Origin of the sequence: Pseudomonas sp. Z003-0.4C(8344-21) (assembly GCF_900104975.1) — a bacterium.
GTDB lineage: Bacteria > Pseudomonadota > Gammaproteobacteria > Pseudomonadales > Pseudomonadaceae > Aquipseudomonas > Aquipseudomonas granadensis.
This window is the reverse complement of the sequence record NZ_LT629756.1, coordinates 1,724,173-1,747,875: the sequence shown is the minus strand read 5'-3', so window position 1 is coordinate 1,747,875 and position 23,703 is coordinate 1,724,173. Positions and strand designations below refer to the sequence as shown.

Below are 23,703 nucleotides of genomic sequence, written 5' to 3'. Positions count from 1 at the left end.
ATTGGGGCGGATTATGCCTGATGAACCTTGGAAATTTGTTGTCTGTTCTGGCCTCATCGCTGGCAAGCCAGCTCCCACAAGGATCTGTGTCGTTCACAAATCTGTGGGAGCTGGCTTGCCAGCGATGCAGGCGACTCGGTATCAAGCCTGGTCGAGGGCCACGCCGGCGCCGACCAGGCCAGAGTACGGCGCCGTCACCAGCCACACCGGGATGCCTTTGAAGTAATCGCTCATGCAGCCCTTGTCGGCGAAGCTGCGGGCGAAACCGCTGCTGGCGAAGAAATCGGCAAAGCGCGGAATCACCCCGCCAACGATATACACCCCTCCGCGCGCGCCAGTAGTCAGCACGTTGTTGCCGGCCACGCGACCGAGCCAGCAGCAGAACTGCTCAAGCACTTCGAGGGCAATCGGATCGCCCGCCAGACCGGCCGCGGTAATCGCCTCCGGCGTGTCGAGGGTCGGTTCATGCCCGTCGACTGCGCAGATCGCCCGGTACAGTCGCGGCAAGCCGCCGCCGCTCAATGCGGTCTCGGCGCTGACATGGCCGATCTCGTTGTAGATGTGCTGCCACAGTTGGGTTTCGCGCGGGCTGCTCAGCGGCAGGTCAACGTGACCGCCCTCGCCCGGCAATGCCGCGAAGCGACCTCCGCCGAGGTCCAGCAAGGTACCCACGCCCAGCCCGGTGCCCGGGCCGATCACCACCGCCGGGCGCAACGGCTCCGGCGTGCCCTCGCAGATCACCCGGAACTCGCCCGGCTGCAAGCGGGTCATGCCCAGCGCCATCGCCGAAAAATCGTTGGTCAGCAACAATTGCTCGACCTGCAAGGTCTTGCAGAACGCGCTGCGGCTCAGGCGCCAGTGATTGTTGGTGAACTTGAATTCATCGCCGCTGACCGGACCGGCGACCGACAGGCACACCGAGCCGATCGCCCCCGGCGCCAGACCGAGCCCGCTCAGATACAGGCTGATCGCCTCTTCCGGGCTGGCGAAGTCGGCCGTGGCCAGCACCTGAACCGATTGCAGTTGCTGGTTTTGCCACAACGCAAAACGTGCGTTGGTGCCTCCGATGTCACCGACCAAAGCCAGTTTCAATTAAGCGTCTCCAGGGCAGAAGTGAAGGCGCTGGCGCCCTGCTCCGCCGAGCTGAAGGCCATGCGCATGAAGCCGAACAGTTCGCGACCGCTGCCGATGTTGTTGCCCAACAGGCCTTTGGCAGGTTCGCGTGCGGCAAATTCGTCGGCGTCGACCTTCAGTTCCAAGGTGCCTTTGACGCCATCGACGCGGATGATATCGCCCTCTTGCACGCGCGCCAAAGCACCACCGACATAAGCTTCGGGGCTGACGTGAATTGCCGCAGGGATTTTCCCCGACGCGCCGGACATGCGCCCGTCGGTCACCAGTGCCACTTTGAAGCCGCGATCCTGCAGCACGCCGAGGAACGGCGTCATCTTGTGCAGCTCGGGCATACCGTTGGAACGCGGGCCCTGGAAGCGCATCACTGCAACGAAATCCTTCTCCAGCAGACCGGCCTTGAACGCGTCGGCCAGATCCTGCTGATCCTGGAACACCATCGCCGGCGCTTCGACGATCTGGTTTTCCAGCGCCACCGCCGAGACCTTCATCACGCCGCGACCAAGGTTGCCCTCCATCACGCGCAAGCCGCCCTCGGCGGAGAACGCTCGAGAGACTGGACGCAAAATGTTTTCGTCGAGGCTGTCAGTCGGGCCTTCGCGCCAGACCAGCTCGCCGTTATCAAGGAATGGTTCTTTGGTGTATTTGCTCAAACCGTGGCCAAGCACGGTGTTGACGTCTTCGTGCAGCAGGCCGGCGCCGAGCAGTTCGCGGATCAGGAACGACATGCCGCCCGCGGCCTGGAAGTGGTTGATGTCGGCTTTGCCGTTCGGGTAGACGTGGCTCAGGGTCGGGACGACTTCGGAGAGGTCGGCCATGTCCTGCCAGATCAGTTGAATGCCCGCGGCCATGGCGATCGCCGGCATGTGCAGAGTGTGGTTGGTCGAGCCGCCGGTGGCGTGCAGGGCAACGATCGAGTTGACCAGCGCCTTCTCATCGACGATTTCACCGATCGGCATGAAGTTGCCGTTCTGCTTGGTCAGGCGCGTGACCTGATGCGCGGCTTCGCGGGTCAGTGCGTCACGCAGCGGCGTGTTCGGGTTGACGAAAGAGGCGCCCGGCAAGTGCAGGCCCATGACTTCCATCAGCAACTGGTTGGTGTTGGCGGTGCCGTAGAACGTGCAGGTGCCCGGGCTGTGGTAGGACTTCATCTCCGATTCCAGCAGCTCTTCGCGGGTCGCCTTGCCTTCGGCGTACTTCTGCCGCACATCGGCTTTTTCCTTGTTGGAAATCCCCGAGACCATCGGCCCGCCCGGCACAAAAATGGTCGGCAGATGACCGAAGCGCAGCGAGCCCATCATCAGCCCCGGCACGATCTTGTCGCAGATGCCGAGCATCAGCGCACCGTCGAACATGTTGTGCGACAGCGCCACGGCGGTCGACATGGCAATCACTTCGCGGCTCGGCAGGCTCAGTTCCATGCCCGGCTCGCCCTGGGTCACGCCGTCGCACATCGCCGGGGTGCCGCCAGCGAACTGGCCGACCGAGCCGATTTCGCGCAAGGCATTTTTGATTTGCTGGGGGAAAACTTCGTACGGCTGGTGTGCCGAAAGCATGTCGTTATACGAAGAAACAATGGCGATGTTCGCCGAGTTCATCATCCGCAGGCTGTGCTTGTCTTCGCTGCCGCAACCGGCCACGCCATGGGCGAAGTTGGCGCATTGCAGCTTGCCGCGCATCGGCCCGTCCGTGGCGGCGCCGCGAATCAATGCAAGGTAAGCCTGACGCGTGGCGCGGCTGCGGGCGATAAGCCGTTCGGTGACCTCAAGAACGCGGGGATGCATGTGTAGAACTCCAGGCTAACGGATGTGGCGACCTGATTGTCTATGCTGATCAAAGGCCGGTGTCGGTGGAATGACAGACGGCTTTTTTGACCATTCGGACCAGTTGATTCAGGTCACTCGTTGTAGATAAAACAAAATATTGCCACTAAAAAGGCTTGTTTTCTATTTTTATGCGAATAATCTTGTAATTCCAACAACAAAACGACGGCGGCGCTGTTCCATGACTCTTCGAATCGCAATCAATGGTTTTGGCCGCATCGGCCGTAATGTCCTGCGCGCACTGTATACCCAAGGCTATCGACAGGATCTGCAGATCGTCGCCATCAACGATCTGGGCGACAGTTCGATCAATGCCCATCTGCTCAAATACGACACCGTTCACGGCACCTTCGACGCCGAAGTGGCGCACGATAACGAGAGCCTGACGGTCAACGGCGACCGCATTGCGGTCAGCGCCATTCGCAACCCGGCCGAACTGCCATGGGCGGCGGAAAAGATCGACGTGGTGTTCGAATGCACCGGTCTGTTTACCGACCGCGCCAAAGCTGCCGCGCATATTAGCGCCGGCGCACGCAAAGTGATTATCTCGGCCCCGGCCAAAGGCGCCGACGCCACCGTGGTTTACGGCGTCAACCACGACATTCTGCGCCAGTCGCACCAGATCATCTCCAACGCGTCGTGCACCACCAACTGCCTCGCCCCGGTCGCGCAGGTGCTGCACCGTGAGCTGGGCATCGAAAGCGGTCTGATGACTACCATTCACGCCTACACCAACGACCAGAACCTCACTGACGTCTATCACACCGACCCGTACCGCGCGCGTTCGGCCACGCAGAACATGATCCCGAGCAAGACCGGCGCCGCTGAAGCGGTAGGCCTGGTGCTGCCGGAACTGGCCGGCAAACTGACCGGCATGGCCGTGCGTGTGCCGGTGATCAACGTGTCGCTGGTAGACCTGACCGTGCAGTTGAAGAAAGAAGCCAGCGCCGACGAAGTCAACGCCCTGCTCAAAGCGGCGAGCCAGCATTCAAAAATTCTGGGTTACAACACGTTGCCGCTGGTTTCCAGCGACTTCAACCACAACCCGCTGTCGTCGATCTTCGACGCCAACCACACCAAATCCAGCGGCAGACTGCTGAAGGTGCTGGCCTGGTATGACAACGAATGGGGCTTCTCCAACCGCATGCTGGATAACTGCCTGGCGTTGTGTAACGCCGAGTAAGCGGCCGCTCTTCTGTAGGAGTGAGCCTGCTCGCGATAGCTATCCGTCAGCCAACTAAAATGGTGAATGTGATACCGCAATCGCGAGCAGGCTCACTCCTGCAAGGGTTTTGCGAGGTATTCAAAATCATTGCTTGACCATTGAGCCAGATGATAAGCATTATCATTCGCTTGAAATGGATCAGGTCCTCCCGTGAGTCAATCGCGCTTCAATCATGTCTTCCTTGCCCAGCGCACGTCCCTGCTGCGCACGCTGGAGCGCATGGTCAACAATCACAGCACCGCTGAAGACCTGCTGCAGGAAACCTACCTGCGCGTTACCCGCGCCTTGAGCGAGCGGGCCATCGATCACCTCGAACCGTTTGTGTTTCAGACCGCGCGCAATCTGGCGCTGGATCATCTGCGTGCGCGCAAGATCCACGCGCGCACCATGGTCGATGATGTCCCGGCTGAAATTGTGCACAGCATCGCCGCCCCCGCCAGCAGCGCCGAAGACGCCGCCCATGCCGAACAGATGCTGGAGCGCCTGAACGTGAGCCTCGGTCAACTCAGCCCGCGCCAGCAGCAGATTTTCATCCTCAGCCGTTTGCACGGGAGCAGCTATCAGGAGATCGCTGACGAACTGAACGTCTCCCTCAGCACCGTACAAAAAGAACTGAAGCTGATCATGTCGATCTGCATCGGCGTTGCTGAACGCCTCGACGGCAGCGGCAAGCTATAAGCTTCAAGCGGCAAGTAAAAACGAACAGCAACAACGCATCCAGCTTTGGCTTTGGCTTTGGCTTTGGCTTTGGCTTGCAGCTTGTCGCTTGAAGCTAGAAACTGCTTCGTCAGAAGCCCTGCTTCACCAGAAGCCTGAGGAAACACCGTGACGGACACCCACCGCTCGCCTTCGCCGGATTCGGCGCAGGACGCTGCCAACGCAATGGACCAGGCACTGGACTGGCTCATCGTGCTCGGCAGCCCGGACGAGGAACAGACCCGGCAGTTCCACGCCTGGCTGGCGGCCGATCCGTTGAACGCCGAAGCGTTCGCCAAGGCCCAGGCGATCTGGGACGGTCCGCAAGTGGCGTTGTGCGCGCAGGCCCTGGCGGCAAAACCGGCGAAAGTCACCTTGCTTCAGCGCTTGCGCCCGCACTGGAAACCACTGGCCACGGCGGCAGTGCTGGTCCTCGGGCTGTTCAGTTTCAGCAACCTGCCGATGCGCCTGCAAGCCGATCATCTGACCGTGGTCGGCGAGCGCCAGCGCCTGCAACTGGAGGACGGCTCGAAAGTCCTGCTCAACACCAATTCGGCGTTTTCCAGCACGATCAACGATCAGCAGCGCGTGGCCCGGCTGTTTCAGGGCGAGGCGTTTTTCGAGGTCGCCAGTGGCCGCGGTCAGGCGCTGGAAATCGATGCCGGCCCGGTCCGCGCCAGCGTGCGCGACACCGCGTTTGCCGTGCGTTATCTCGACGGGGTTGCGCAGGTCAATGTGCAGCGCGGCGATGTCGATCTTCGCGCTACCCACAACGATGCGCGGGTGCGCCTGAGCGCCGGCGAAAGCATCCGCATCGGCCCCAACGGTTTCGATCACCCGGCCAAGCTCGACGCCAATACCGATCTGGCCTGGGTGCAGGGTCGCCTGGTGTTCGAGAACTGCCCGCTGAATCAGGTGTTGGCCGAACTGCGCCGCTACTATCCGGGCTGGATCATCAATACCAACGAGCAGTTGGCCGACGTCGCCGTGACCGGTAATTACCGCCTCGATCAGCCGCTCGACGTGGTCCGCTCGCTTGCGCACATCACTTCGGCGCGGCTGCAAGAATTCCCCGCCGTGGTCATCCTGAACTGAATGAGAATTATTTTTACTCGATAGCCCGCGTCAGTACGTCTCGTTATAGCCAATGCAATTGATTCGCATCAAGCGATGCCAATCAGCACCTATAAAGATTCGTGCGACACGGAGCGCTATCGATGTCCTCACGCCTTACCCGCCAGACCGCTTCCCCTTCCCGCGTACTGTCGCTGCTGACCGCGGCCATCCTCATGGCCGGCAGCGCGCCGCTGCTGGCTGCCCCTGAGCAACCGGCGCGCAACATGGGCGATTACGCGTTTGCCATCGGCCAGCAGCCTCTGGTTTCGGCGTTGAACGCTTTTACTGCCGTAACCGGTTGGCAGGTCGGCCTGCCGGCAGAACTGGGCCAGGGCGTTGCATCGCCGGGTGTGCGCGGTTCGCTGCCGCCGGAGAAAGCCCTCGAGCGGCTGTTGGTGGGGACCAACCTGAGCTTCCGCAAACTGAGTAACAACAACGTCGTACTGGAAAAGCGCAACAGCAGCGGCACACTGAACCTGGATCAGGTAACCATCAGCGCCACCCGCCAGGAACAGCCGGTCAACAGCGTGCCGGCTACCGTCACCGTGCAGACCCGCGAAGACCTCGATCGGAATAACGTCAACACCATCAAGGAACTGGTGCGCTACGAGCCGGGCGTTTCCGTCGGCGGCGCCGGCCAGCGCGGCGGCATCAGCGGCTACAACATCCGTGGTATCGACGGCGACCGCATCCTCACGCAGGTCGATGGCGTGGAAATCCCCAACGGTTTCTTCAACGGTCCTTACGCCAAGAGCCAGCGCAATTATGTTGACCCGGAAATCGTCAAACGCGTCGAGATCCTGCGCGGCCCGGCCTCGGTGCTGTATGGCAGCAACGCCATCGGCGGCGCGGTCAGCTATTACACGCTGGATGCCGACGACATCATCAAGCCCGGCAAAGACCTCGGCGCCCGCCTGAAAACCGGTTACAGCTCGGCTGACGACAGCTGGCTGAAATCCGCCACCGTTGCCGGGCGCTCCGGTGAATTCGACGGCTTGCTGCACTACAGCCAGCGCGACGGTCACGAAACCGAATCCTACGGCGGCAACAACGGCACCGGCCTTGCGCGCACCGCCGCCAATCCGGAAGACGTGCGCGCGACCAACGTTTTAGCCAAGCTCGGCTGGAACTACAACGACGATTCGCGTCTGGGCCTGACCTACGAAAAATACAAGGACGACCGCGATACCGATCAGAAAAGCGCCTACGGCGGCCCGTACTTCAATGGTGCGCCGACCATCCCCGCCAGCGTACTGCCCGGCGGCATGTACCAGTGGCGCACCGGCAACGACACCATCAGCCGTGAGCGCTTTGGCCTCGAGCACACGTTCGCCCTCGACAGCCTGCTGGTCGACAACGTGAAGTGGAGCCTCAATTACCAGATCGCCAAGACCGACCAGAGCACCGCAGAGTATTACTACCCGATCACCCGCAAAGTGCTGCGCACCCGCGACACGATCTACGAAGAAAAACAGTGGGTCTTCGATGCGCAACTGGACAAGGCCTTCACCCTCGGTGCCACCGATCATGTGCTGACCTACGGCACCACGATCAAGCAGCAGAAAGTCACCGGCTCGCGCAGCGGCGACGGCACCTGTCTGGCCGTCGGCCGTGGTTGCACGGCAATTGGCGCGACCAGTGCGGCGGACGTGCTGGCCAAGGCCAGCGATTTCCCCGATCCGACCATCAACACCTACAGCCTGTTCGCGCAGGACCAGATCAGCTGGAACGACTGGACCTTCCTGCCGGGGCTGCGCTACGACTACACCCAGCTCAAGCCGCACATCACCCAGGAATTTCTCAATACCGTGGCCGCCGACGGCCAAGGCACCGTCAGCGACAAGAACAAGACCTGGCACAAAGTCTCGCCGAAATTCGGCCTGACCTATGCCCTGACGGAGAATTACACCTGGTACGGCCAGTACGCCGAAGGTTTCCGCACCCCGACGGCAAAATCGCTGTACGGACGCTTCGAGAACAGCACCACCGGTTACACCGTCGCGCCGAACTCCGATCTTGAACCGGAGAAAAGCAAAAGCTTCGAGACCGGTCTGCGCGGCCATTTCGAGCACGGCTCGTTCGACGTGGCGGTGTTCTACAACAAGTACCGCGATTTCATCAACGAAGACGCGGTCAAGCCGGGCGACGATCAACTGACCTTCCAGAGCAACAACATCAAGCGCGCCACGATCAAGGGTGCGGAAGTCAAAGGCCGCTTGAATCTCGATGCGTTCGGCGCGCCGCAAGGCCTGTACACCCAGGGCTCGATCGCCTACGCCTACGGTCGCAACAACGACAGCGGCGAGCCGATCAACAGCGTCAACCCACTGACCGGCGTGTTCGGCCTCGGTTACGACCAGGACCATTACGGCGGCTTGCTGAGCTGGACCGTGGTGAAGAAAAAGGACCGCGTCGACGACAGCAATTTCAAGTCGCCGGACGGCGTCAGCAGCCAGTTCAAGACGCCGGGCTTCGGCATTCTCGATCTGGCCGGGTATTACAAGGTCAGCGACGACGTCACCGTCAGCGGCGGCATCTACAACCTCACCGACAAGCAGTACTGGCTGTGGGATGACGTGCGCGGTTACGACAGTGTCGGCGAAGCCTCGGTCACTCAACCGGCCAACCTTGATCGCCTGACCCAGCCGGGCCGCAACTTCGCGATCAACCTGATCTGGGATATCTGATCCGGCCGACCTCACTGCGTGTGCGATACGCCGCGCAGTGAGGTTTTTTTACTCTCCGGCATCCGCCCGTACGTCTTGTTATCAAGCGCCTCATTTATCAAGGACACCCCATGACTGCCTCGGACAAAGCCCTGCGTTCGCAACGCCTGAACCAGATCACCCATGAGCCGCACAGCAAGCTCGACGCGTTGGTGAAAGCCCACGCACCGTTCGAGACTCGCGCCAGCTTCGCCCGTTTTGTCGTTGCGCAGTACCTGTTCCAGTCGGAACTGGTCGCGCTGTACAACGATGCCGAACTCACCGCCATCATCCCTGACCTGCCGGCCCGTTGCCGTGCCGAAGCTGCCAGGGCAGACCTGGCTGACCTCGACACCGAAGTGCCGGCGCCGGTGGCCGGTGCCGTGAACAAACCGAGCAAGGCGCGCGCACTGGGCTGGCTCTTCGTCTCCGAAGGCTCCAAGCTCGGCGCGGCGTTTTTGATCAAACGTGCGGTGGCGCTGGAGCTGAACGAAAGCTTTGGCGCGCGTCATCTCGGCGAGCCAGAAGGCGGCCGTGCCGAAGGCTGGAAGAGCTTCGTGCGCACCCTCGATGCACTGCAATTTACGGCTGAAGAAGAAGCCGAAGCCGAGCAAGGCGCGCTCGATGCGTTCAATCGCTTTACCGTGCTGCTGGAGCAGGCTTACGCCACAGAGGCCGAACCTGCCTGACTGATACAACACAAGACCCTGTGGGAGCTGGCTTGCCAGCGATGGCGATAGATCAGTCAATACGATGTCGACTGTTCCACCGTTATCGCTGGCAAGCCAGCTCCCACAGGGATCTCTGCAAGCCTGTAGAATCCCCGTTTCGCCTCACTGCAATCCCGAGCCCATGCCCGCACCCGCCCCCTCAAAACTCGCCCGCCTGCTGTTCGGCCTGCTCGCCTATGTCAGTCTCGGCATCGGGCTGGTCGCGATTGTCGTGCCCGGTCTGCCGACCACCGAGTTCATCCTGCTCGCCGCGTGGGCGGCGACGCGCAGTTCGCCGCGTCTGAGTGCCTGGCTGGAAAACCATCGCCTGTTCGGGCCGATCCTGAGCAACTGGCGCAACGGCAAGATCATCGCGCGCAAGGCCAAGGTCAGTGCCACCGTCAGCATGCTGCTGTGCGCAACGCTGATGCTGGTGCTGCTCGAGCATGGCTGGCCGGTCTATCTGGCGATCGCCGGCATGGCGCTGGGCAACCTGTGGATCTGGTCGCGCCCGGAAAACCTCCCCGCTGCACACTGAAACATCCCTGTAATTATTCTTGTTTTCGGCACAATCCCCTGCGCAAACGTTTAGCGCTGACCGTTCGTCGGCAGCGGCCTCATGCCGTCTCGTTGCGCGCCGATGAGCAGACATGGCGCTGAATGGATTTGGCGAACCGGGTAGTTCATTTGCCCGACAGTCACTTTCCTTATCCATTTACGAGATCGCCCGATGTTCGACTCTCTCTCCATTCGCCTGAAAATCGTCCTGCTCTCCGGCCTGTGCCTGCTCGGTGTGGTCGCGCTGATCGTCGGCATGAACATGTACCAGACCAATCAGAACGACGAACTGGTCAGCACCTCCAGCAACCAGTTGCTCACCGCCAGTGTGCAGAATCTGCTGCAGGCCAAAGCCGCCGAACAAGCGGTGCGTGTGCAGAAAACCTTCGGCGAAAGCCTGCTGGTGATCACCGCGCTGGCCGACCAGATCAAGGACTTGCGCGTCATGGCCGCCAAGCGCTCGCTCGACGCCGGTGCCCTGCGGGAAGAGTTGAACCAGAGCCTGAAAACCGCGTTCGAGCGCAACGACAAGGTGCTGGGCATCTGGCTGGCCTTCGAACCCAACGGCCTCGACGGCAAGGACAGCGAATTCGTCGATGACGCCGCGCGCCAGTCCAACGAAGCCGGGCGCTTCGCCACTTACTGGAGCCGCGCCGGCGGTGCGGCGCTGAACACGATCATGGTCGAAGAAGACCTGACCAAAACCACCCTCAGCGTCAGCGGCACGCCCTACAACAGCTGGTACACCTGCCCTCGCGACAACAAGCGCACCTGCCTGCTCGACCCGTATGCCGACACCGTCGGGACCAAGGAAATGCTCATGACGACCATTTCCGTACCCTTGATGGTCGACGGCAAAGCCCTCGGCGTGGTCGGTATCGACATTGCCCTCGATGCCCTGCAAGCCGCCGCCGTCGAGTCGCAGCGCAACCTGTTCAACAACGCCGGGCACATGCTCATCGTTTCCGGCAGCGGCGTGCTCGCGGCGGACAGCGCCGATGCGAGCAAGGTCGGCAAGAAGATCGGCGACACGCCGGGCGTCGACAGCAAGGACGTGCTGCCACTGCTCACCGCCGGTACGCCGAAAATCCTCGAACAGGGCGATTTGATCCGCGCGGTGTATCCGGTTGACCCGATCGGCAATTCGCGCGCCTGGGGCGTGGTCATCGACTTGCCGAAACACGTGCTGCTGGCCGACTCGGTGAAGTTGCAAGCGGTGCTCGACGACGCCCAGGAAACCGGTGTGATCACTGCGCTGCTGGTCGCTGTGGTGGCGGGTGTGGTCGGCCTGTTGCTGATCTGGCTCACCGCTTCGGGCGTTACTCGCCCGATCAACAGCGTCGCCGACATGCTGAAGAACATCGCCAGCGGCGAAGGCGATCTGACCCAGCGGCTGAACTACAGCAAAAAAGATGAGCTGGGCGAACTGGTGAACTGGTTCAACCGCTTCCTCGACAAGCTGCAACCGACCATCGCCCAGATCAAGCAAAGCATCACCGAAGCCCGTGGCACCGCCGACCAGTCTTCGGAAATTGCCCGGCAAACCAGCGAAGGCATGCAGGTGCAGTTCCGCGAAATCGACCAGGTCGCCACCGCGTCGAACGAAATGAGCGCCACTGCCCACGACGTCGCCAACAGCGCCTCGAACGCCGCCAATGCGGCGAAAGGCGCCGATCAATCGGCCAAGGACGGTATGGCGATCATCGAGCGCAGTACCCGCGACATCAATCAACTGGCCGACGAAGTCAGCAAAGCGGTGACTGAAGTCGAAGCGCTGGCCGTCAACAGCGAGCAGATCGGCTCGGTGCTGGAAGTGATCCGCAGCATCGCCGAGCAAACCAACCTGCTCGCCCTCAACGCCGCCATCGAAGCCGCCCGTGCCGGTGAGAGCGGCCGTGGTTTCGCCGTGGTCGCCGACGAAGTGCGCAACCTCGCCAAGCGCACTCAGGATTCGGTGGAGGAAATCCGCCTGGTGATCGAGCGCATCCAGACCGGCACCCGTGGCGTGGTCGCGACCATGCATTCGAGCCAGACCCAAGCGCACAACAACGCCGGGCAGATTCGTCACGCCGTCGATGCGCTGGGCAAGATCAGCGACGCGGTGACGGTGATCAGCGACATGAACCTGCAGATCGCCAGCGCCGCCGAACAGCAAAGCGCCGTGGCCGAAGAGGTCAACCGCAACGTCTCGGCGATCCGCACCGTCACCGAAACCCTCACCGGGCAAGCCACTGAATCGGCCGCGATCAGCAGCCAGCTCAACAGCCTGGCGAGCCAGCAGATGAAATTGATGGATCAGTTCCGCGTCTGACACCAGAACTGACAACATCACATAACCCTGTGGGAGCTGGCTTGCCAGCGATGGCGGCAGATCAGTTGACCATTCTGTGGCTGACACACCGCTATCGCTGGCAAGCCAGCTCCCACAGGGGTGAGTGTTGATCCTGCGGTTTCATCTAAACCGCGATTCTTTTGCACTATCATCGCCCTCTCGCTCCGGAGGGTTTTCGATGACTGACTTGCTCACCTCCCTGCAAGCCGCACTCGGCTTGCCCACCGCGTCAATCGCGTTCAACGGGCTTGGCGCCCTGCCCTCGGCGTTCGCCGTCACCGATCTGGCCTGCGCCAGCCTCGCTGCGGCCGGTCAAGCGGTCAGCGAATTGATCCGTCAACAAAGCGGTGAATTACCGACCGTCGCCGTCGATCGACGTCTGGCGTCGTTTTGGTTCAGTTCTTCGATCCGCCCGATCGGCTGGCAAGTCCCGCCGCTGTGGGACCCGGTCGCCGGTGACTACGCCACCGAGGACGGCTGGATTCGCCTGCACACCAACGCCCCACATCACCGCGCCGCCGCTGAACGGGTGCTTGGTGCCTGCGCCGACCGTGCGGCGATGGCGGCCAAAGTCGCAAAATGGACCGGCACGGCGCTGGAGCAAGCGGTGGTCGAAGCCAACGGGTGCGCCGCCGAAATGCGCAGCTGGGCGCAGTGGCAGCAGCACCCACAAGGGCTGGCGGTGAATGCCGAGCCGCTGGTGCATTTCACTGAACAAGCGCATGAGAAAGCCCTGCCATGGCAAGGCTCGGCCGCGCGCCCGCTGGCCGGGATCAAGGTGCTGGACCTGACCCGCGTGCTGGCCGGCCCCACGGCCAGCCGCTTTCTCGCCGGACTCGGCGCGAATGTGCTGCGCATCGATTCGCCAACGTGGAACGAGCCCGGCGTCGTCCCGGAAATGACTCTTGGCAAGCGCTGCGCGCGCCTGGATCTGCATGATCCGGCAGATCGCGCGGTGTTCAAAAGTCTGTTGAAAGACGCCGACCTCCTGCTGCACGGCTATCGTGCCGATGCCCTGGAACATCTCGGCTTCGGCTTTGAACGTCGGCAGCAACTGGCGCCGGGGTTGATCGACGTCAGCCTGAATGCCTATGGCTGGAGCGGCCCGTGGCGCAACCGGCGCGGCTTCGACAGCCTGGTGCAAATGAGCGGCGGCATCGCCGAAGCCGGGATGCGCTGGCAGCAGGCGGATAAACCGACGCCGTTGCCGGTGCAGGCGCTGGATCATGCGACCGGGTATTTGATGGCGGCGAGTGCGCTCCGGTTGCTGACTGAACGCCTGGCCAACGGACGCGGGGGTTCGGCGCGGTTGTCGCTGGCGCGTACGGCGAAGCTGTTGATTGAGCATGGGCCGGGGACGGATGAGCCGTTGCGGGTTGAGGATGAGCGGGATCAGGATCCGGCGATTGAACAGACGGCGTGGGGGGCGGCACGGCGGTTGCGCGTGCCGGTAGAGATTGGCGGGACGCCGGTCTGGTGGGATTTGCCGGCCACAGATCTGGGTTCACACCGCCCACAATGGTGAATCCAAAGCCGCTATCGCCAGCAGGGCTGGCTCCCACAGGGGATCTGCGTCGTTCACAAATCTCCTGTGGGAGCTAGCCCTGCTAGCGATGAGGCCCGTGCTGCCAACATAAAATACGGATCGCCAAGCTCACAAACTCAACACCCCGCTATACAACCCATACGCCGCCAACCCCGCGCCAATCACCACACAGGCAAAAATCCCCTTCTCCACCGTGGTAAACAACGGCTCCCCCGCCTCACGCTTGGCCTTGGCAAACAGAATCACCCCCGGCGCATACAACAGCGCCGACAGCAGCAGGTATTTGACCCCGCCGGCGTACAGCAACCAAACCGCATACACCAGGGCGATGCCGCCGATCAGCAGGTCCTTGCGGCGTTCGGCCGAGGCCTGTTCGTAGGTTTCGCCACGCCCGCTGAGCAGCACCGCGTAGGCCGCCGACCACAGGTACGGCACCAGAATCATCGACGAGGCCAGGTAGATCAGACTGGTGTAAGTGCCCGCCGAAAACAGTGTGATCAACAGGAAAATCTGAATCATCGCGTTGGTCAGCCACAGCGCGTTGACCGGCACATGGTTCTTGTTTTCCTTGGTCAGGAACGCCGGCATGGTCTTGTCTTTGGCGGTGGCAAACAGGATCTCGGCGCAGAGCAAGGCCCACGACAGCAACGCACCGAGCAGCGAAATCGCCAGGCCGATGCTGATCAGCAGCGCGCCCCACGGCCCGACGATGTGTTCGAGTACGGCGGCCAGCGACGGGTTCTGCAGATTGGCCAGTTCCGGTTGGGTCATGATGCCCAACGACAGCACATTGACCAGCACCAGCAGCGCCAGCACGCCGATAAAACCGATCACCGTGGCGCGACCGACGTCGCTGCGTTTCTCCGCCCGCGCCGAGTACACGCTGGCGCCTTCGATGCCGATGAACACGAACACGGTGACCAGCATCATGTTGCGCACCTGATCCATCACCCCGCCGAAATTCGGGTTGCTGGTGCCCCAAATATCGCGGGTGAAAATATCCGCCTTGAACGCCACCGCCGCGATGACAATGAACATGATCAGCGGCACGACCTTGGCGACGGTGGTCAACTGGTTGATCAGCGCCGCCTCCTTGATCCCGCGCATCACCAGAAAATGCACCGCCCACAGCAGCACCGAGGCGCAGCCGATGGCGATCGGCGTATTGCCCTGACCGAACACCGGAAAGAAATAGCCGAGGGTGCTGAACAGCAGCACGAAATAACCGACGTTGCCCAGCCAGGCACTGATCCAGTAACCCCATGCTGAGGAAAAACCCATGTAATCGCCGAACCCGGCCTTGGCGTAGGCGTACACGCCGGAGTCCAGTTCCGGTTTGCGATTGGCCAAGGTCTGGAAGACGAAAGCCAGCGTCAGCATGCCGACGGCGGTGATGCCCCAACCGATCAGAATCGCTCCGGCATCGGCGCGCGCGGCCATGTTCTGCGGCAGCGAGAAAATTCCCCCGCCGATCATCGACCCCACCACCAGCGCAATCAGCGCGCCCAGTCGCAGCTTCTGTGTAGGTTGCGACATGCAAGTCTCCTTGAAAAACAGTGGCGAAGTTTATTTGTAACAAGGAACGGCTAAAAATCTGGAAGGTAGATGATGCTTATCAGATAAAGGTTCAGCTAACCCCCTTATATATAGCCGACGACGATAACGCATAGCACGTTAAGACATTTCTGTGCGCTGATCCTGATTAATCAATTCTGTACTGAAAACAGCAGCGGAAAATTTGCCAAACGCCAGAAAAGAACTAGCGTGATAATTCGAAAGTAATAATAGCCATTCCCAAACACATAGCCACAAAGCCTCTAGAACGGGCCTCGCAGACGAAAGCCTTATGCCACCAGTGGTTGCCTAAGTCATTCATTAACAATGGAATGTGACCATGAACTGATCTACGTCAGCTGTTTGAACAGACAACAGATTTACGCTGTGATCTCTTCTCTCCTGCAATGGAGTCATGCAAATGTCTGAAGCGCCTGGAAAACTAAGACTCGGTGCACTGATTGCACTGGTAGTCGGTTCAATGATCGGTGGCGGGATATTTTCGTTGCCACAAAACATGGCCGCCAGTGCTGACGTCGGTGCGGTGCTGATCGGCTGGGCCATCACCGCAGTCGGCATGCTCACCCTCGCTTTTGTCTTTCAGACTCTCGCCAATCGCAAGCCGGACCTGGACGGCGGTGTCTACGCCTACGCCAAGGCCGGATTCGGCGATTACATGGGCTTTTCGTCCGCCTGGGGTTATTGGATCAGCGCCTGGCTGGGCAACGTCGGTTACTTCGTGCTGCTGTTCAGCACCCTCGGTTATTTCTTTCCGATATTCGGTGAAGGTAACACCCCGGCGGCGGTGATCGGCGCCTCGGTATTGCTGTGGGGCGTGCATTTTCTGGTGCTGCGCGGGATCAAGGAAGCCGCGTTCATCAACCTGGTGACCACGGTGGCCAAGGTCGTGCCGCTGCTGCTGTTCGTGCTGATCGCGGTCTTCGCCTTCAAACTGGACATCTTCACCGCCGACATCTGGGGCGTGAAAAACCCTGACCTCGGCAGTGTGATGAACCAGGTGCGCAACATGATGCTGGTCACCGTGTGGGTGTTCATCGGCATCGAGGGCGCGAGCATCTTCTCGGCGCGGGCGGAAAAACGTTCCGACGTCGGTAAAGCCACGGTGATCGGTTTCATCACCGTGCTGCTGTTCCTGGTGCTGGTCAACGTGCTGTCGCTGGGCATCATGACCCAGCCGGAACTGGCGAAACTGCAGAACCCGTCAATGGCTGCGGTACTTGAACACGTGGTCGGGCATTGGGGGGCGGTGCTGATCAGCGTCGGCCTGATCATCTCGCTGTTGGGGGCGCTGCTGTCGTGGGTGCTGCTGTGCGCGGAGATCATGTTCGCCGCCGCCAAAGACCACACCATGCCGGAGTTTCTGCGCAAGGAAAACGCCAATCACGTACCGGTCAACGCCCTGTGGCTGACCAACGCGATGGTGCAGATCTTCCTGATCATCACCCTGTTTTCGGCGAGCACTTACCTGTCGCTGATCTACCTCGCCACGTCGATGATTCTGGTGCCGTATCTGTGGTCGGCGGCTTACGCCCTGCTGCTGGCGGTGCGCGGCGAGAGTTACGAAGGCTTCGCCGCCGAGCGGCGCAAGGATCTGATTATCGGCGGCATCGCCCTGATTTATGCGGTGTGGCTGCTGTATGCCGGCGGGGTCAAGTATCTGCTGCTCTCGGCCCTGCTCTACGCACCCGGCGCGATCCTGTTCGCCAAGGCCAAGCTGGAACTCAAGCAAGCGATTTTCACCAACGTCGAGAAGCTGATTTTCGCCGCAGTGGTCATAGGCGCCGTCGTGGCGGCCTACGGTCTCTACGATGGCTTCCTGACGCTGTAACCCCTGATTGAATTGTCATCTGGAGGAACATTGAAATGACCACGGAAAAAGTGAAGTACGGCGTCCATTCCGAAGCCGGGAAACTGCGTAAAGTCATGGTCTGCTCCCCAGGTCTGGCCCATCAGCGGCTGACCCCGAACAACTGCGATGAACTGCTGTTCGACGACGTGCTGTGGGTGGCGCAGGCCAAGCGTGATCACTTCGACTTCGTCACCAAGATGCGTGAGCGCGGCATCGATGTGCTGGAAATGCACAACCTGCTCACCGACATCGTCGCCATCCCCGAGGCACTGGACTGGATTCTTGAGCGCAAGGTCACCGCCGACTCGGTAGGCCTGGGCTTGATCAACGAAGTCAAATCCTGGCTGAAAAGCCTCGAGCCACGGCACATTGCCGAGTTTCTGATCGGCGGGGTTTCCGCCGACGATTTGCCGGACAGCTTCGGTGGCAAGACCATCCAGATGTTCCGCGACTTCCTCGGCCACTCCAGCTTCATTCTGCCGCCGCTGCCGAACACTCAGTTCACCCGCGACACCACCTGCTGGATCTACGGCGGCGTGACGCTCAACCCGATGTACTGGCCAGCGCGCCGTCAGGAAACACTGCTGACTACCGCCATCTACAAATTCCATCCGCAGTTCACCAACGCCGACTTCGAGATCTGGTACGGCGACCCGGACAAGGATCACGGCAGCTCCACCCTTGAGGGCGGCGACGTCATGCCGATCGGCAATGGCGTGGTGTTGATCGGCATGGGCGAACGTTCGTCGCGTCAGGCCATCGGCCAACTGGCGCTGAACCTGTTCAAGAACAAAGCCGTGGAAAAAGTCATCGTCGCCGGCCTGCCGAAATCCCGCGCAGCGATGCACCTGGACACCGTGTTCAGCTTCTGCGACCGCGACCTGGTGACGATCTTCCCCGAAGTGGTCAACCAGATCGTCGCCTTCACCCTGCGCCCTGACGACAGCAAACAGGGCGGCATCGACATTCGCCGCGAAGAAGGCAGTTTCCTCGACACCGTCGCCGCGGCGCTCAACCTGCCCAAGCTGCGCGTGGTGGAAACCGGCGGCAACAGCTTCGCCGCCGAACGCGAGCAATGGGACGACGGCAACAACGTGGTGGCGGTGGAACCGGGCGTGGTCATCGGCTACGACCGCAACACCTACACCAACACCCTGCTGCGCAAGGCCGGCGTGGAAGTCATCACCATCAGCGCCGGCGAACTGGGCCGCGGCCGCGGCGGCGGCCACTGCATGACCTGCCCGATCATCCGCGACCCGATCGATTACTAACCTCTGAGCCCTGGCCGGCACTTACCGAGTGCAGCCAGGGGGATAACCGACACCGAAGGAGATCCATCATGGCTTTTAACATCCACAACCGTAACCTGCTCAGCCTGGAACACCACACCCCACGTGAGCTGCGTTACCTGCTCGACCTGTCCCGCGATCTGAAACGCGCGAAATACACCGGCACCGAGCAACAACACCTGAAGGGCAACAACATCGCCCTGATCTTCGAAAAAACCTCGACCCGCACCCGTTGCGCGTTCGAAGTCGCCGCCTACGACCAAGGCGCCAACGTTACCTACATCGACCCGAATTCCTCGCAGATCGGCCACAAGGAAAGCATGAAGGACACCGCCCGCGTGCTCGGGCGCATGTACGACGCAATCGAATACCGTGGCTTCAAACAGGAGATCGTCGAGGAGCTGGCCAAGTTCGCCGGGGTGCCGGTGTTCAACGGCCTGACCGATGAATATCACCCGACCCAGATGATCGCCGACGTGCTGACCATGCGTGAACACGCCGACAAGCCAATCCACGAAATCAGCTACGCCTACCTCGGCGATGCGCGCAACAACATGGGCAACTCGCTGCTGCTGATCGGCGCCAAACTGGGCATGGACGTGCGCATCTGCGCGCCGAAGGCCCTGTGGCCGCTGGACGATCTGGTTGAGCGTTGCCATAAATATGCGGAAGAAAGTGGCGCGCGCATCACCCTGACCGAAGATCCGAAAGCCGCCGTCAAAGGCGTCGACTTCATCCACACCGACGTTTGGGTGTCGATGGGCGAACCGGTGGAAGCCTGGGCCGAGCGCATCCAGCAATTGCTGCCGTATCAGGTCAACGCCGAACTGATGAAAGCCAGCGGCAACCCGCGCACCAAGTTCATGCACTGCCTGCCGGCGTTTCACAACAGCGATACCAAGGTCGGCAAGCAGATTGCCGAGCAGTATCCGCACCTGAAAAACGGCATCGAAGTGACCGACGACGTGTTCGAGTCGCCCGCCTGCATCGCCTTCGAGCAAGCGGAAAACCGCATGCACACGATCAAGGCGATTCTGGTCTCGACCCTGGCTGATCTCTAAGTCCCACAACGCGTCATGTAGGAGTGAGCCTGCTCGCGATAGCGGTCCGACATTCAACATTGATGTCGACTGAGACTCCGTCATCGCGAGCAGGCTCACTCCTACAGTTAACCGAGTCGTTTGCCTTTCCTGTTTTCTAGAAGGACATGCACCATGCGTATCGTCGTAGCTCTGGGCGGCAACGCCCTGCTCCGCCGTGGCGAGCCGATGACCGCTGACAACCAGCGCGCCAACATCCGCATCGCCACCGAGCAAATCGCCAAGATTCATCCCGGCAACCAACTGGTCATCGCCCACGGCAATGGCCCGCAAGTCGGCCTGCTGTCGCTGCAAGCGGCGGCCTACACCTCGGTCAGCCCGTACCCGCTGGACGTCCTCGGCGCCGAAACCGAAGGCATGATCGGCTACATCATCGAACAGGAACTGGGCAACCTGCTCGACTTCGAAGTGCCGTTCGCCACCCTGCTTACTCAGGTCGAAGTCGACGCCAACGACCCGGCTTTCAAGAACCCGACCAAACCGATCGGCCCGGTCTACGACAAGGCCGAAGCGGAAAAACTCGCCGCCGAGAAAGGCTGGGCGATTGCCCCGGACGGCGACAAATACCGTCGTGTGGTGGCCAGCCCACGGCCGAAACGCATCTTCGAAATCCGCCCGATCAAGTGGCTGCTCGACAAAGGCAGCATCGTGATCTGCGCCGGCGGCGGCGGGATTCCGACAATGTACGACGAGCAGCGCAACCTCAAGGGCATCGAGGCGGTGATCGACAAGGACCTGTGTTCGGCGCTGCTCGCTGAACAGCTGGAGGCCGATCTGCTGGTGATCGCTACCGACGTCAATGCGGCGTTCATCGACTATGGCAAACCGACGCAGAAAGCCATCGCCGAAGCGCACCCGGACGAACTCGAACGGCTGGGTTTCGCCGCCGGCTCCATGGGACCGAAGGTGCAGGCAGCCTGCGAATTCGCGCGCCATACTGGCAAGGTTGCAGTGATCGGTTCGCTGGCAGATATCGAAGCGATCGTGCAAGGCACCGCCGGTACCCGTGTGACCACGGCCAAGCCCGGCATCAGCTACCGAGAACAATAACTCCGGGGGCAGGCCCTGGGCCTGCCCTTCTCCCATGCCTTGAAAGGAGTAACTCAATGGCCCAATTCGAACCTGGTCATTTGCACATCGAGCGACACGCGCTGTCCGACGATGACGTCAATTACAACGTGCATCTGGACTACGAAGTGTTCACCGATCCGCAGAAAGGCCAAGGCATTCAGTTCACCCTGCATGGCAGCATGCAAGGCAAGGACTTGAAAGAGGTGTTTTTCCTGCCCAGGGAAGAGGCCTACAACTTCGCCCGCGACGTGACGCGGATTGCCGAGAAGTACGGGATTCCCAAGACCCACAGCCAGATCGGCTCGGTGCACAAGCATTACGATCTGATGTTCGAGGACATTCGGCAGAAGCTGAATATGCACTCCGGGGATCCGGTGAATCCTGAGCATTTCGAATAAAGATCAAAAGCCCCTCACCCTAGCCCTCTCCCGGAGGGAGAGGGGACTGAACGGTGGATGCTTCGGAATTACGCCGTCCTGATACTGCGTCACTGAATCCATAATCGACTCGATCTTTCAGGTCGAAGTACCACACCCAAGACACCTCGGTCGGCCCCCTCTCCCTCCGGGAGAGGGCTGGGGTGAGGGTGCTTTTAATTTAAGGCATACTTGCGCGCTCCGCTCCGCAGATCACTGAACCGCCCCATGCGTATCCACGTCAGCTTCATCGACCGCGTCGGCATTACCCAGGAAGTCCTGGCTATCCTCGGTGGGCGCAATCTCAATCTGGATGCGGTGGAGATGATCCCGCCGAACGTCTACATCGACGCGCCGACCCTGAGCGCGCAAGTGCTTGAAGAGCTCAAGGATGCGCTGTTTCGGGTCCGTGGCGTCGAGGCGGTGACGGTGGTCGACATCCTTCCCGGCCAGCGTCGGCACCTGCAACTCGATGCCCTGCTGGCGGCGATGACCGACCCGGTGCTGGCCCTCGACAGCGCCGGCAAGGTGCTGCTAGCCAACCCGGCGTTGATCGCGCTGTACGGTCGCGAACCGGCCGGGGAAAGTGTCGCGGAACTGTTCAACGACCCGGCGCTGCTCGACACCCTGCTCGAACATGGCTTTCGCCTGCCGCTGCGCGAGATCACCGTCAACGGCCAGACCCTGCTGCTCGACGCCACGCCGATCACCGACGCTGGCGCGCTGTTGACCTTGTATCAACCGAACCGCATCGGCGAACAGCTCTCGGCACTGCACCACGATCACGCCGAAGGCTTCGATGCGCTGCTCGGCGAATCCCCGGCAATCCGCACCCTCAAGGCCCGCGCGCAGCGGGTTGCCGCGCTGGATGCGCCGCTGCTGATCCAGGGCGAAACCGGCACCGGTAAAGAACTGGTCGCCCGCGCCTGCCATGCGATCAGCGCGCGCCACAGTGCGCCGTTTCTCGCCCTCAACTGCGCAGCGTTGCCAGAGAACCTCGCCGAAAGCGAACTGTTCGGCTACGCCCCCGGCGCTTTCACAGGAGCAGCGCGCGGTGGCAAACCGGGGCTGATGGAGCTGGCCAACCAGGGCACGGTGTTTCTCGATGAGATCGGCGAAATGTCACCGTACCTGCAAGCCAAACTGCTGCGTTTTCTCAACGACGGCAGTTTCCGCCGGGTGGGCGGTGATCGCGAAGTAAAGGTCGATGTGCGCATCCTCAGCGCCACCCATCGCGATCTGGAAAAAATGGTCAGCGAAGGCCTGTTCCGCGAGGACCTGTTCTATCGCCTCAACGTGCTCAACGTCGAAGTGCCGCCGCTGCGCGAACGCGGCCAGGACATTCTGCTGCTCGCACGCTATTTCATGCAGCAAGCCTGCGCGCAGATTCAACGCCCGGTCTGCCGCCTCGCGCCGGGGACTTACCCGGCGCTGCTCGGCAACCGCTGGCCGGGCAATGTGCGGCAGCTGCAGAACGTGATCTTCCGCGCGGCGGCGATCTGTGAAAGCAGCCTGGTGGATATCGGCGACCTCGACATCGCCGGCACCTCGGTCGCGCGGCAGACCGACACCGACGTCGACAGCCTTGAACAGGCAGTCGAAGGGTTCGAGCGCGAACTGCTGGAAAAGCTCTATGTGAGCTACCCGTCAACCCGACAACTGGCGAGCCGTTTGCAGACCTCGCACACCGCGATCGCCCACCGGCTGCGCAAGTACGGCATAACCAACAAGCCCTGAACACAACGCAAAAACCTGTGGGAGCTGGCTTGCCAGCGATGACGGCGGCACAGGCACCATTGATGGTGACTGGTCCACCGCTATCGCTGGCAAGCCAGCTCCCACAAGGAAAGGGGCGGATTCGAAATCCGCTCAAAAACGACCTCCATCTGTACTGAAACCGCTACAGCGGAACGATATCGATACACCCTCCTCTGATCAGCGCTGTGCAAGGCTTTGATCCCGTTAAGCTTTTTTCCTCGCCTTCGCCTGTAGCGATTTCGCTACACCTATCACTTGAGCCCCGCGCCCAATAATCGCTAACTCATTGATTAGAAACACAAAAATCTTATTGGCCGCATTCTTGCTACTCATCTCCTCATCAATAAGGGCATCACCGCCCACGCTTTCCACCGCGTCCACCAGACGAGTCTGGCCCCTGAGGAGTTTCCATGAGCGAGTTGCGTTTTACTGAAGATCACGAATGGCTGCGCACCGAAGCTGACGGCAGCGTTACTGTCGGCATTACCGCTTTCGCGCAGAACGCCCTGGGCGACGTGGTGTTCGTGCAACTGCCTGAGCTGCAGACCTACGAAAAAGGCGCCGAAGCCGCCACCGTCGAATCGGTAAAAGCTGCCAGCGGCGTGTACATGCCGCTCGATGGCGACGTACTGGAAGTCAACCCGGCGCTGGAAGATGCCCCGGAACTGGTCAACGAAGACCCGCTGGGCCAAGGCTGGTTCTTCCGCTTCCAGCCAAGCGACGCCGCGGCCGTTGCCAAACTGCTCGATCAGGACGCTTACGACCGTCTGATCAAAGCCCAAGCCGAAGCCTGAGGAATAACG

The 23,703-nt window shown here is 61.1% G+C and carries 18 protein-coding genes and 1 pseudogene; 16 read left to right on the top strand and 3 right to left on the bottom strand.

The features are described 5' to 3' along the window. Positions 1-141: 141 nt before the first annotated feature. Together BLU24_RS08050 and edd are read right to left on the bottom strand one after the other, a co-directional pair. Positions 142-1,092, bottom strand: a complete 951-nt coding sequence (locus tag BLU24_RS08050) for a glucokinase (RefSeq protein ID WP_093099040.1) — start codon at positions 1,090-1,092, stop codon at positions 142-144. After that, a complete protein-coding gene (gene edd, locus BLU24_RS08045; RefSeq protein ID WP_093099038.1) occupies positions 1,089-2,915 on the bottom strand; it encodes a phosphogluconate dehydratase in 1,827 nt (608 codons plus the stop codon). The genes BLU24_RS08050 and edd overlap by 4 nt, the downstream gene beginning before the upstream one ends. A 220-nt stretch (positions 2,916-3,135) precedes the next feature. Between edd and gap the strand changes: the two genes are divergently transcribed. The 9 genes and pseudogenes from gap (at position 3,136) to BLU24_RS08005 (ending at position 13,821) form a co-directional block, all read left to right on the top strand. After that, on the top strand, positions 3,136-4,137 hold the full coding sequence (gene gap / locus BLU24_RS08040) for a type I glyceraldehyde-3-phosphate dehydrogenase (RefSeq protein ID WP_090285564.1): 1,002 nt from the start codon (positions 3,136-3,138) through the stop codon (positions 4,135-4,137). Between the two features lie 192 nt (positions 4,138-4,329). Further along, positions 4,330-4,857: an RNA polymerase sigma factor gene (locus BLU24_RS08035; RefSeq protein WP_093099036.1), complete on the top strand. Its 528-nt coding sequence runs from the start codon at positions 4,330-4,332 to the stop codon at positions 4,855-4,857. Positions 4,858-5,004: 147 nt separating this feature from the next. Continuing rightward, positions 5,005-5,970: a FecR family protein gene (locus BLU24_RS08030; protein WP_093099034.1), complete on the top strand. Its 966-nt coding sequence runs from the start codon at positions 5,005-5,007 to the stop codon at positions 5,968-5,970. A 122-nt stretch (positions 5,971-6,092) separates the two neighbouring features. Next, a complete protein-coding gene (locus tag BLU24_RS08025; protein ID WP_093099031.1) occupies positions 6,093-8,678 on the top strand; it encodes a TonB-dependent receptor in 2,586 nt (861 codons plus the stop codon). A 110-nt stretch (positions 8,679-8,788) separates the two neighbouring features. After that, on the top strand, positions 8,789-9,385 hold the full coding sequence (locus tag BLU24_RS08020) for a biliverdin-producing heme oxygenase (protein WP_093099028.1): 597 nt from the start codon (positions 8,789-8,791) through the stop codon (positions 9,383-9,385). A gap of 163 nt (positions 9,386-9,548) precedes the next feature. Further along, positions 9,549-9,944, top strand: coding sequence for a YbaN family protein (locus tag BLU24_RS08015; RefSeq protein WP_093099025.1), 396 nt, complete (start codon positions 9,549-9,551; stop codon positions 9,942-9,944). Between the two features lie 192 nt (positions 9,945-10,136). Beyond that, a pseudogene (locus tag BLU24_RS28175) lies at positions 10,137-11,369 on the top strand (cache domain-containing protein); the annotation flags it as partial. Between the two features lie 150 nt (positions 11,370-11,519). Next, positions 11,520-12,275, top strand: coding sequence for a methyl-accepting chemotaxis protein (locus BLU24_RS28170; protein ID WP_430523244.1), 756 nt, complete (start codon positions 11,520-11,522; stop codon positions 12,273-12,275). Positions 12,276-12,474: 199 nt separating this feature from the next. Further along, the gene (locus tag BLU24_RS08005; protein ID WP_093099017.1) at positions 12,475-13,821 is read left to right on the top strand and encodes a CoA transferase; all 1,347 of its coding nucleotides are present in this window, start codon (positions 12,475-12,477) and stop codon (positions 13,819-13,821) included. Between the two features lie 129 nt (positions 13,822-13,950). Here the strand turns inward: BLU24_RS08005 and arcD (BLU24_RS08000) are convergent, their stop codons facing one another. Further along, complete coding sequence (gene arcD, locus BLU24_RS08000) at positions 13,951-15,378, bottom strand: arginine-ornithine antiporter (protein WP_093099014.1); 1,428 nt, start codon at positions 15,376-15,378, stop codon at positions 13,951-13,953. Between the two features lie 439 nt (positions 15,379-15,817). On the opposite strand from arcD (BLU24_RS08000), the gene arcD (BLU24_RS07995) reads away from it, so the two are divergent. From arcD (BLU24_RS07995) to gcvH, 7 genes are all read left to right on the top strand, one after another. Continuing rightward, positions 15,818-17,245 (top strand): arginine-ornithine antiporter, encoded by a 1,428-nt coding sequence (gene arcD, locus BLU24_RS07995; protein ID WP_093099011.1) that lies wholly within the window; start codon positions 15,818-15,820, stop codon positions 17,243-17,245. A 35-nt stretch (positions 17,246-17,280) separates the two neighbouring features. Further along, the gene (gene arcA / locus BLU24_RS07990) at positions 17,281-18,537 is read left to right on the top strand and encodes an arginine deiminase (protein WP_093099008.1); all 1,257 of its coding nucleotides are present in this window, start codon (positions 17,281-17,283) and stop codon (positions 18,535-18,537) included. Positions 18,538-18,605: 68 nt separating this feature from the next. After that, positions 18,606-19,616 carry an ornithine carbamoyltransferase gene (locus BLU24_RS07985; RefSeq protein ID WP_053123054.1) on the top strand — a complete coding sequence of 337 codons (1,011 nt, stop codon included), beginning with the start codon at positions 18,606-18,608 and terminating at the stop codon, positions 19,614-19,616. Between the two features lie 153 nt (positions 19,617-19,769). Further along, entirely contained in the window at positions 19,770-20,705 is a 936-nt protein-coding gene (gene arcC, locus BLU24_RS07980) for a carbamate kinase (RefSeq protein ID WP_093099005.1), read from the top strand. Positions 20,706-20,761: 56 nt separating this feature from the next. Then, positions 20,762-21,124: a DUF5064 family protein gene (locus BLU24_RS07975; protein WP_093099002.1), complete on the top strand. Its 363-nt coding sequence runs from the start codon at positions 20,762-20,764 to the stop codon at positions 21,122-21,124. Positions 21,125-21,370: 246 nt separating this feature from the next. Then, positions 21,371-22,879, top strand: a complete 1,509-nt coding sequence (locus tag BLU24_RS07970; protein WP_093098999.1) for a sigma-54-dependent transcriptional regulator — start codon at positions 21,371-21,373, stop codon at positions 22,877-22,879. A 431-nt stretch (positions 22,880-23,310) separates the two neighbouring features. Further along, on the top strand, positions 23,311-23,694 hold the full coding sequence (gene gcvH, locus BLU24_RS07965) for a glycine cleavage system protein GcvH (protein ID WP_093098996.1): 384 nt from the start codon (positions 23,311-23,313) through the stop codon (positions 23,692-23,694). The last annotated feature ends 9 nt before the right edge of the window (positions 23,695-23,703 follow it).

Bases quoted from the DNA above. Each gene is read 5' to 3' on its own strand.
- BLU24_RS07970 (WP_093098999.1), top strand. From the start codon at position 21,371: ATGCGTATCCACGTCAGCTTCATCGACCGCGTCGGCATTACCCAGGAA.
- BLU24_RS08015 (WP_093099025.1), top strand. From the start codon at position 9,549: ATGCCCGCACCCGCCCCCTCAAAACTCGCCCGCCTGCTGTTCGGCCTG.
- arcC (WP_093099005.1), top strand. From the start codon at position 19,770: ATGCGTATCGTCGTAGCTCTGGGCGGCAACGCCCTGCTCCGCCGTGGC.
- BLU24_RS28170 (WP_430523244.1), top strand. From the start codon at position 11,520: ATGCAGGTGCAGTTCCGCGAAATCGACCAGGTCGCCACCGCGTCGAAC.
- edd (WP_093099038.1), bottom strand. From the start codon at position 2,915: ATGCATCCCCGCGTTCTTGAGGTCACCGAACGGCTTATCGCCCGCAGC.
- gcvH (WP_093098996.1), top strand. From the start codon at position 23,311: ATGAGCGAGTTGCGTTTTACTGAAGATCACGAATGGCTGCGCACCGAA.
- BLU24_RS08005 (WP_093099017.1), top strand. From the start codon at position 12,475: ATGACTGACTTGCTCACCTCCCTGCAAGCCGCACTCGGCTTGCCCACC.
- arcD (WP_093099014.1), bottom strand. From the start codon at position 15,378: ATGTCGCAACCTACACAGAAGCTGCGACTGGGCGCGCTGATTGCGCTG.
- BLU24_RS08020 (WP_093099028.1), top strand. From the start codon at position 8,789: ATGACTGCCTCGGACAAAGCCCTGCGTTCGCAACGCCTGAACCAGATC.
- arcA (WP_093099008.1), top strand. From the start codon at position 17,281: ATGACCACGGAAAAAGTGAAGTACGGCGTCCATTCCGAAGCCGGGAAA.
- arcD (WP_093099011.1), top strand. From the start codon at position 15,818: ATGTCTGAAGCGCCTGGAAAACTAAGACTCGGTGCACTGATTGCACTG.
- BLU24_RS08025 (WP_093099031.1), top strand. From the start codon at position 6,093: ATGTCCTCACGCCTTACCCGCCAGACCGCTTCCCCTTCCCGCGTACTG.
- gap (WP_090285564.1), top strand. From the start codon at position 3,136: ATGACTCTTCGAATCGCAATCAATGGTTTTGGCCGCATCGGCCGTAAT.
- BLU24_RS07985 (WP_053123054.1), top strand. From the start codon at position 18,606: ATGGCTTTTAACATCCACAACCGTAACCTGCTCAGCCTGGAACACCAC.
- BLU24_RS07975 (WP_093099002.1), top strand. From the start codon at position 20,762: ATGGCCCAATTCGAACCTGGTCATTTGCACATCGAGCGACACGCGCTG.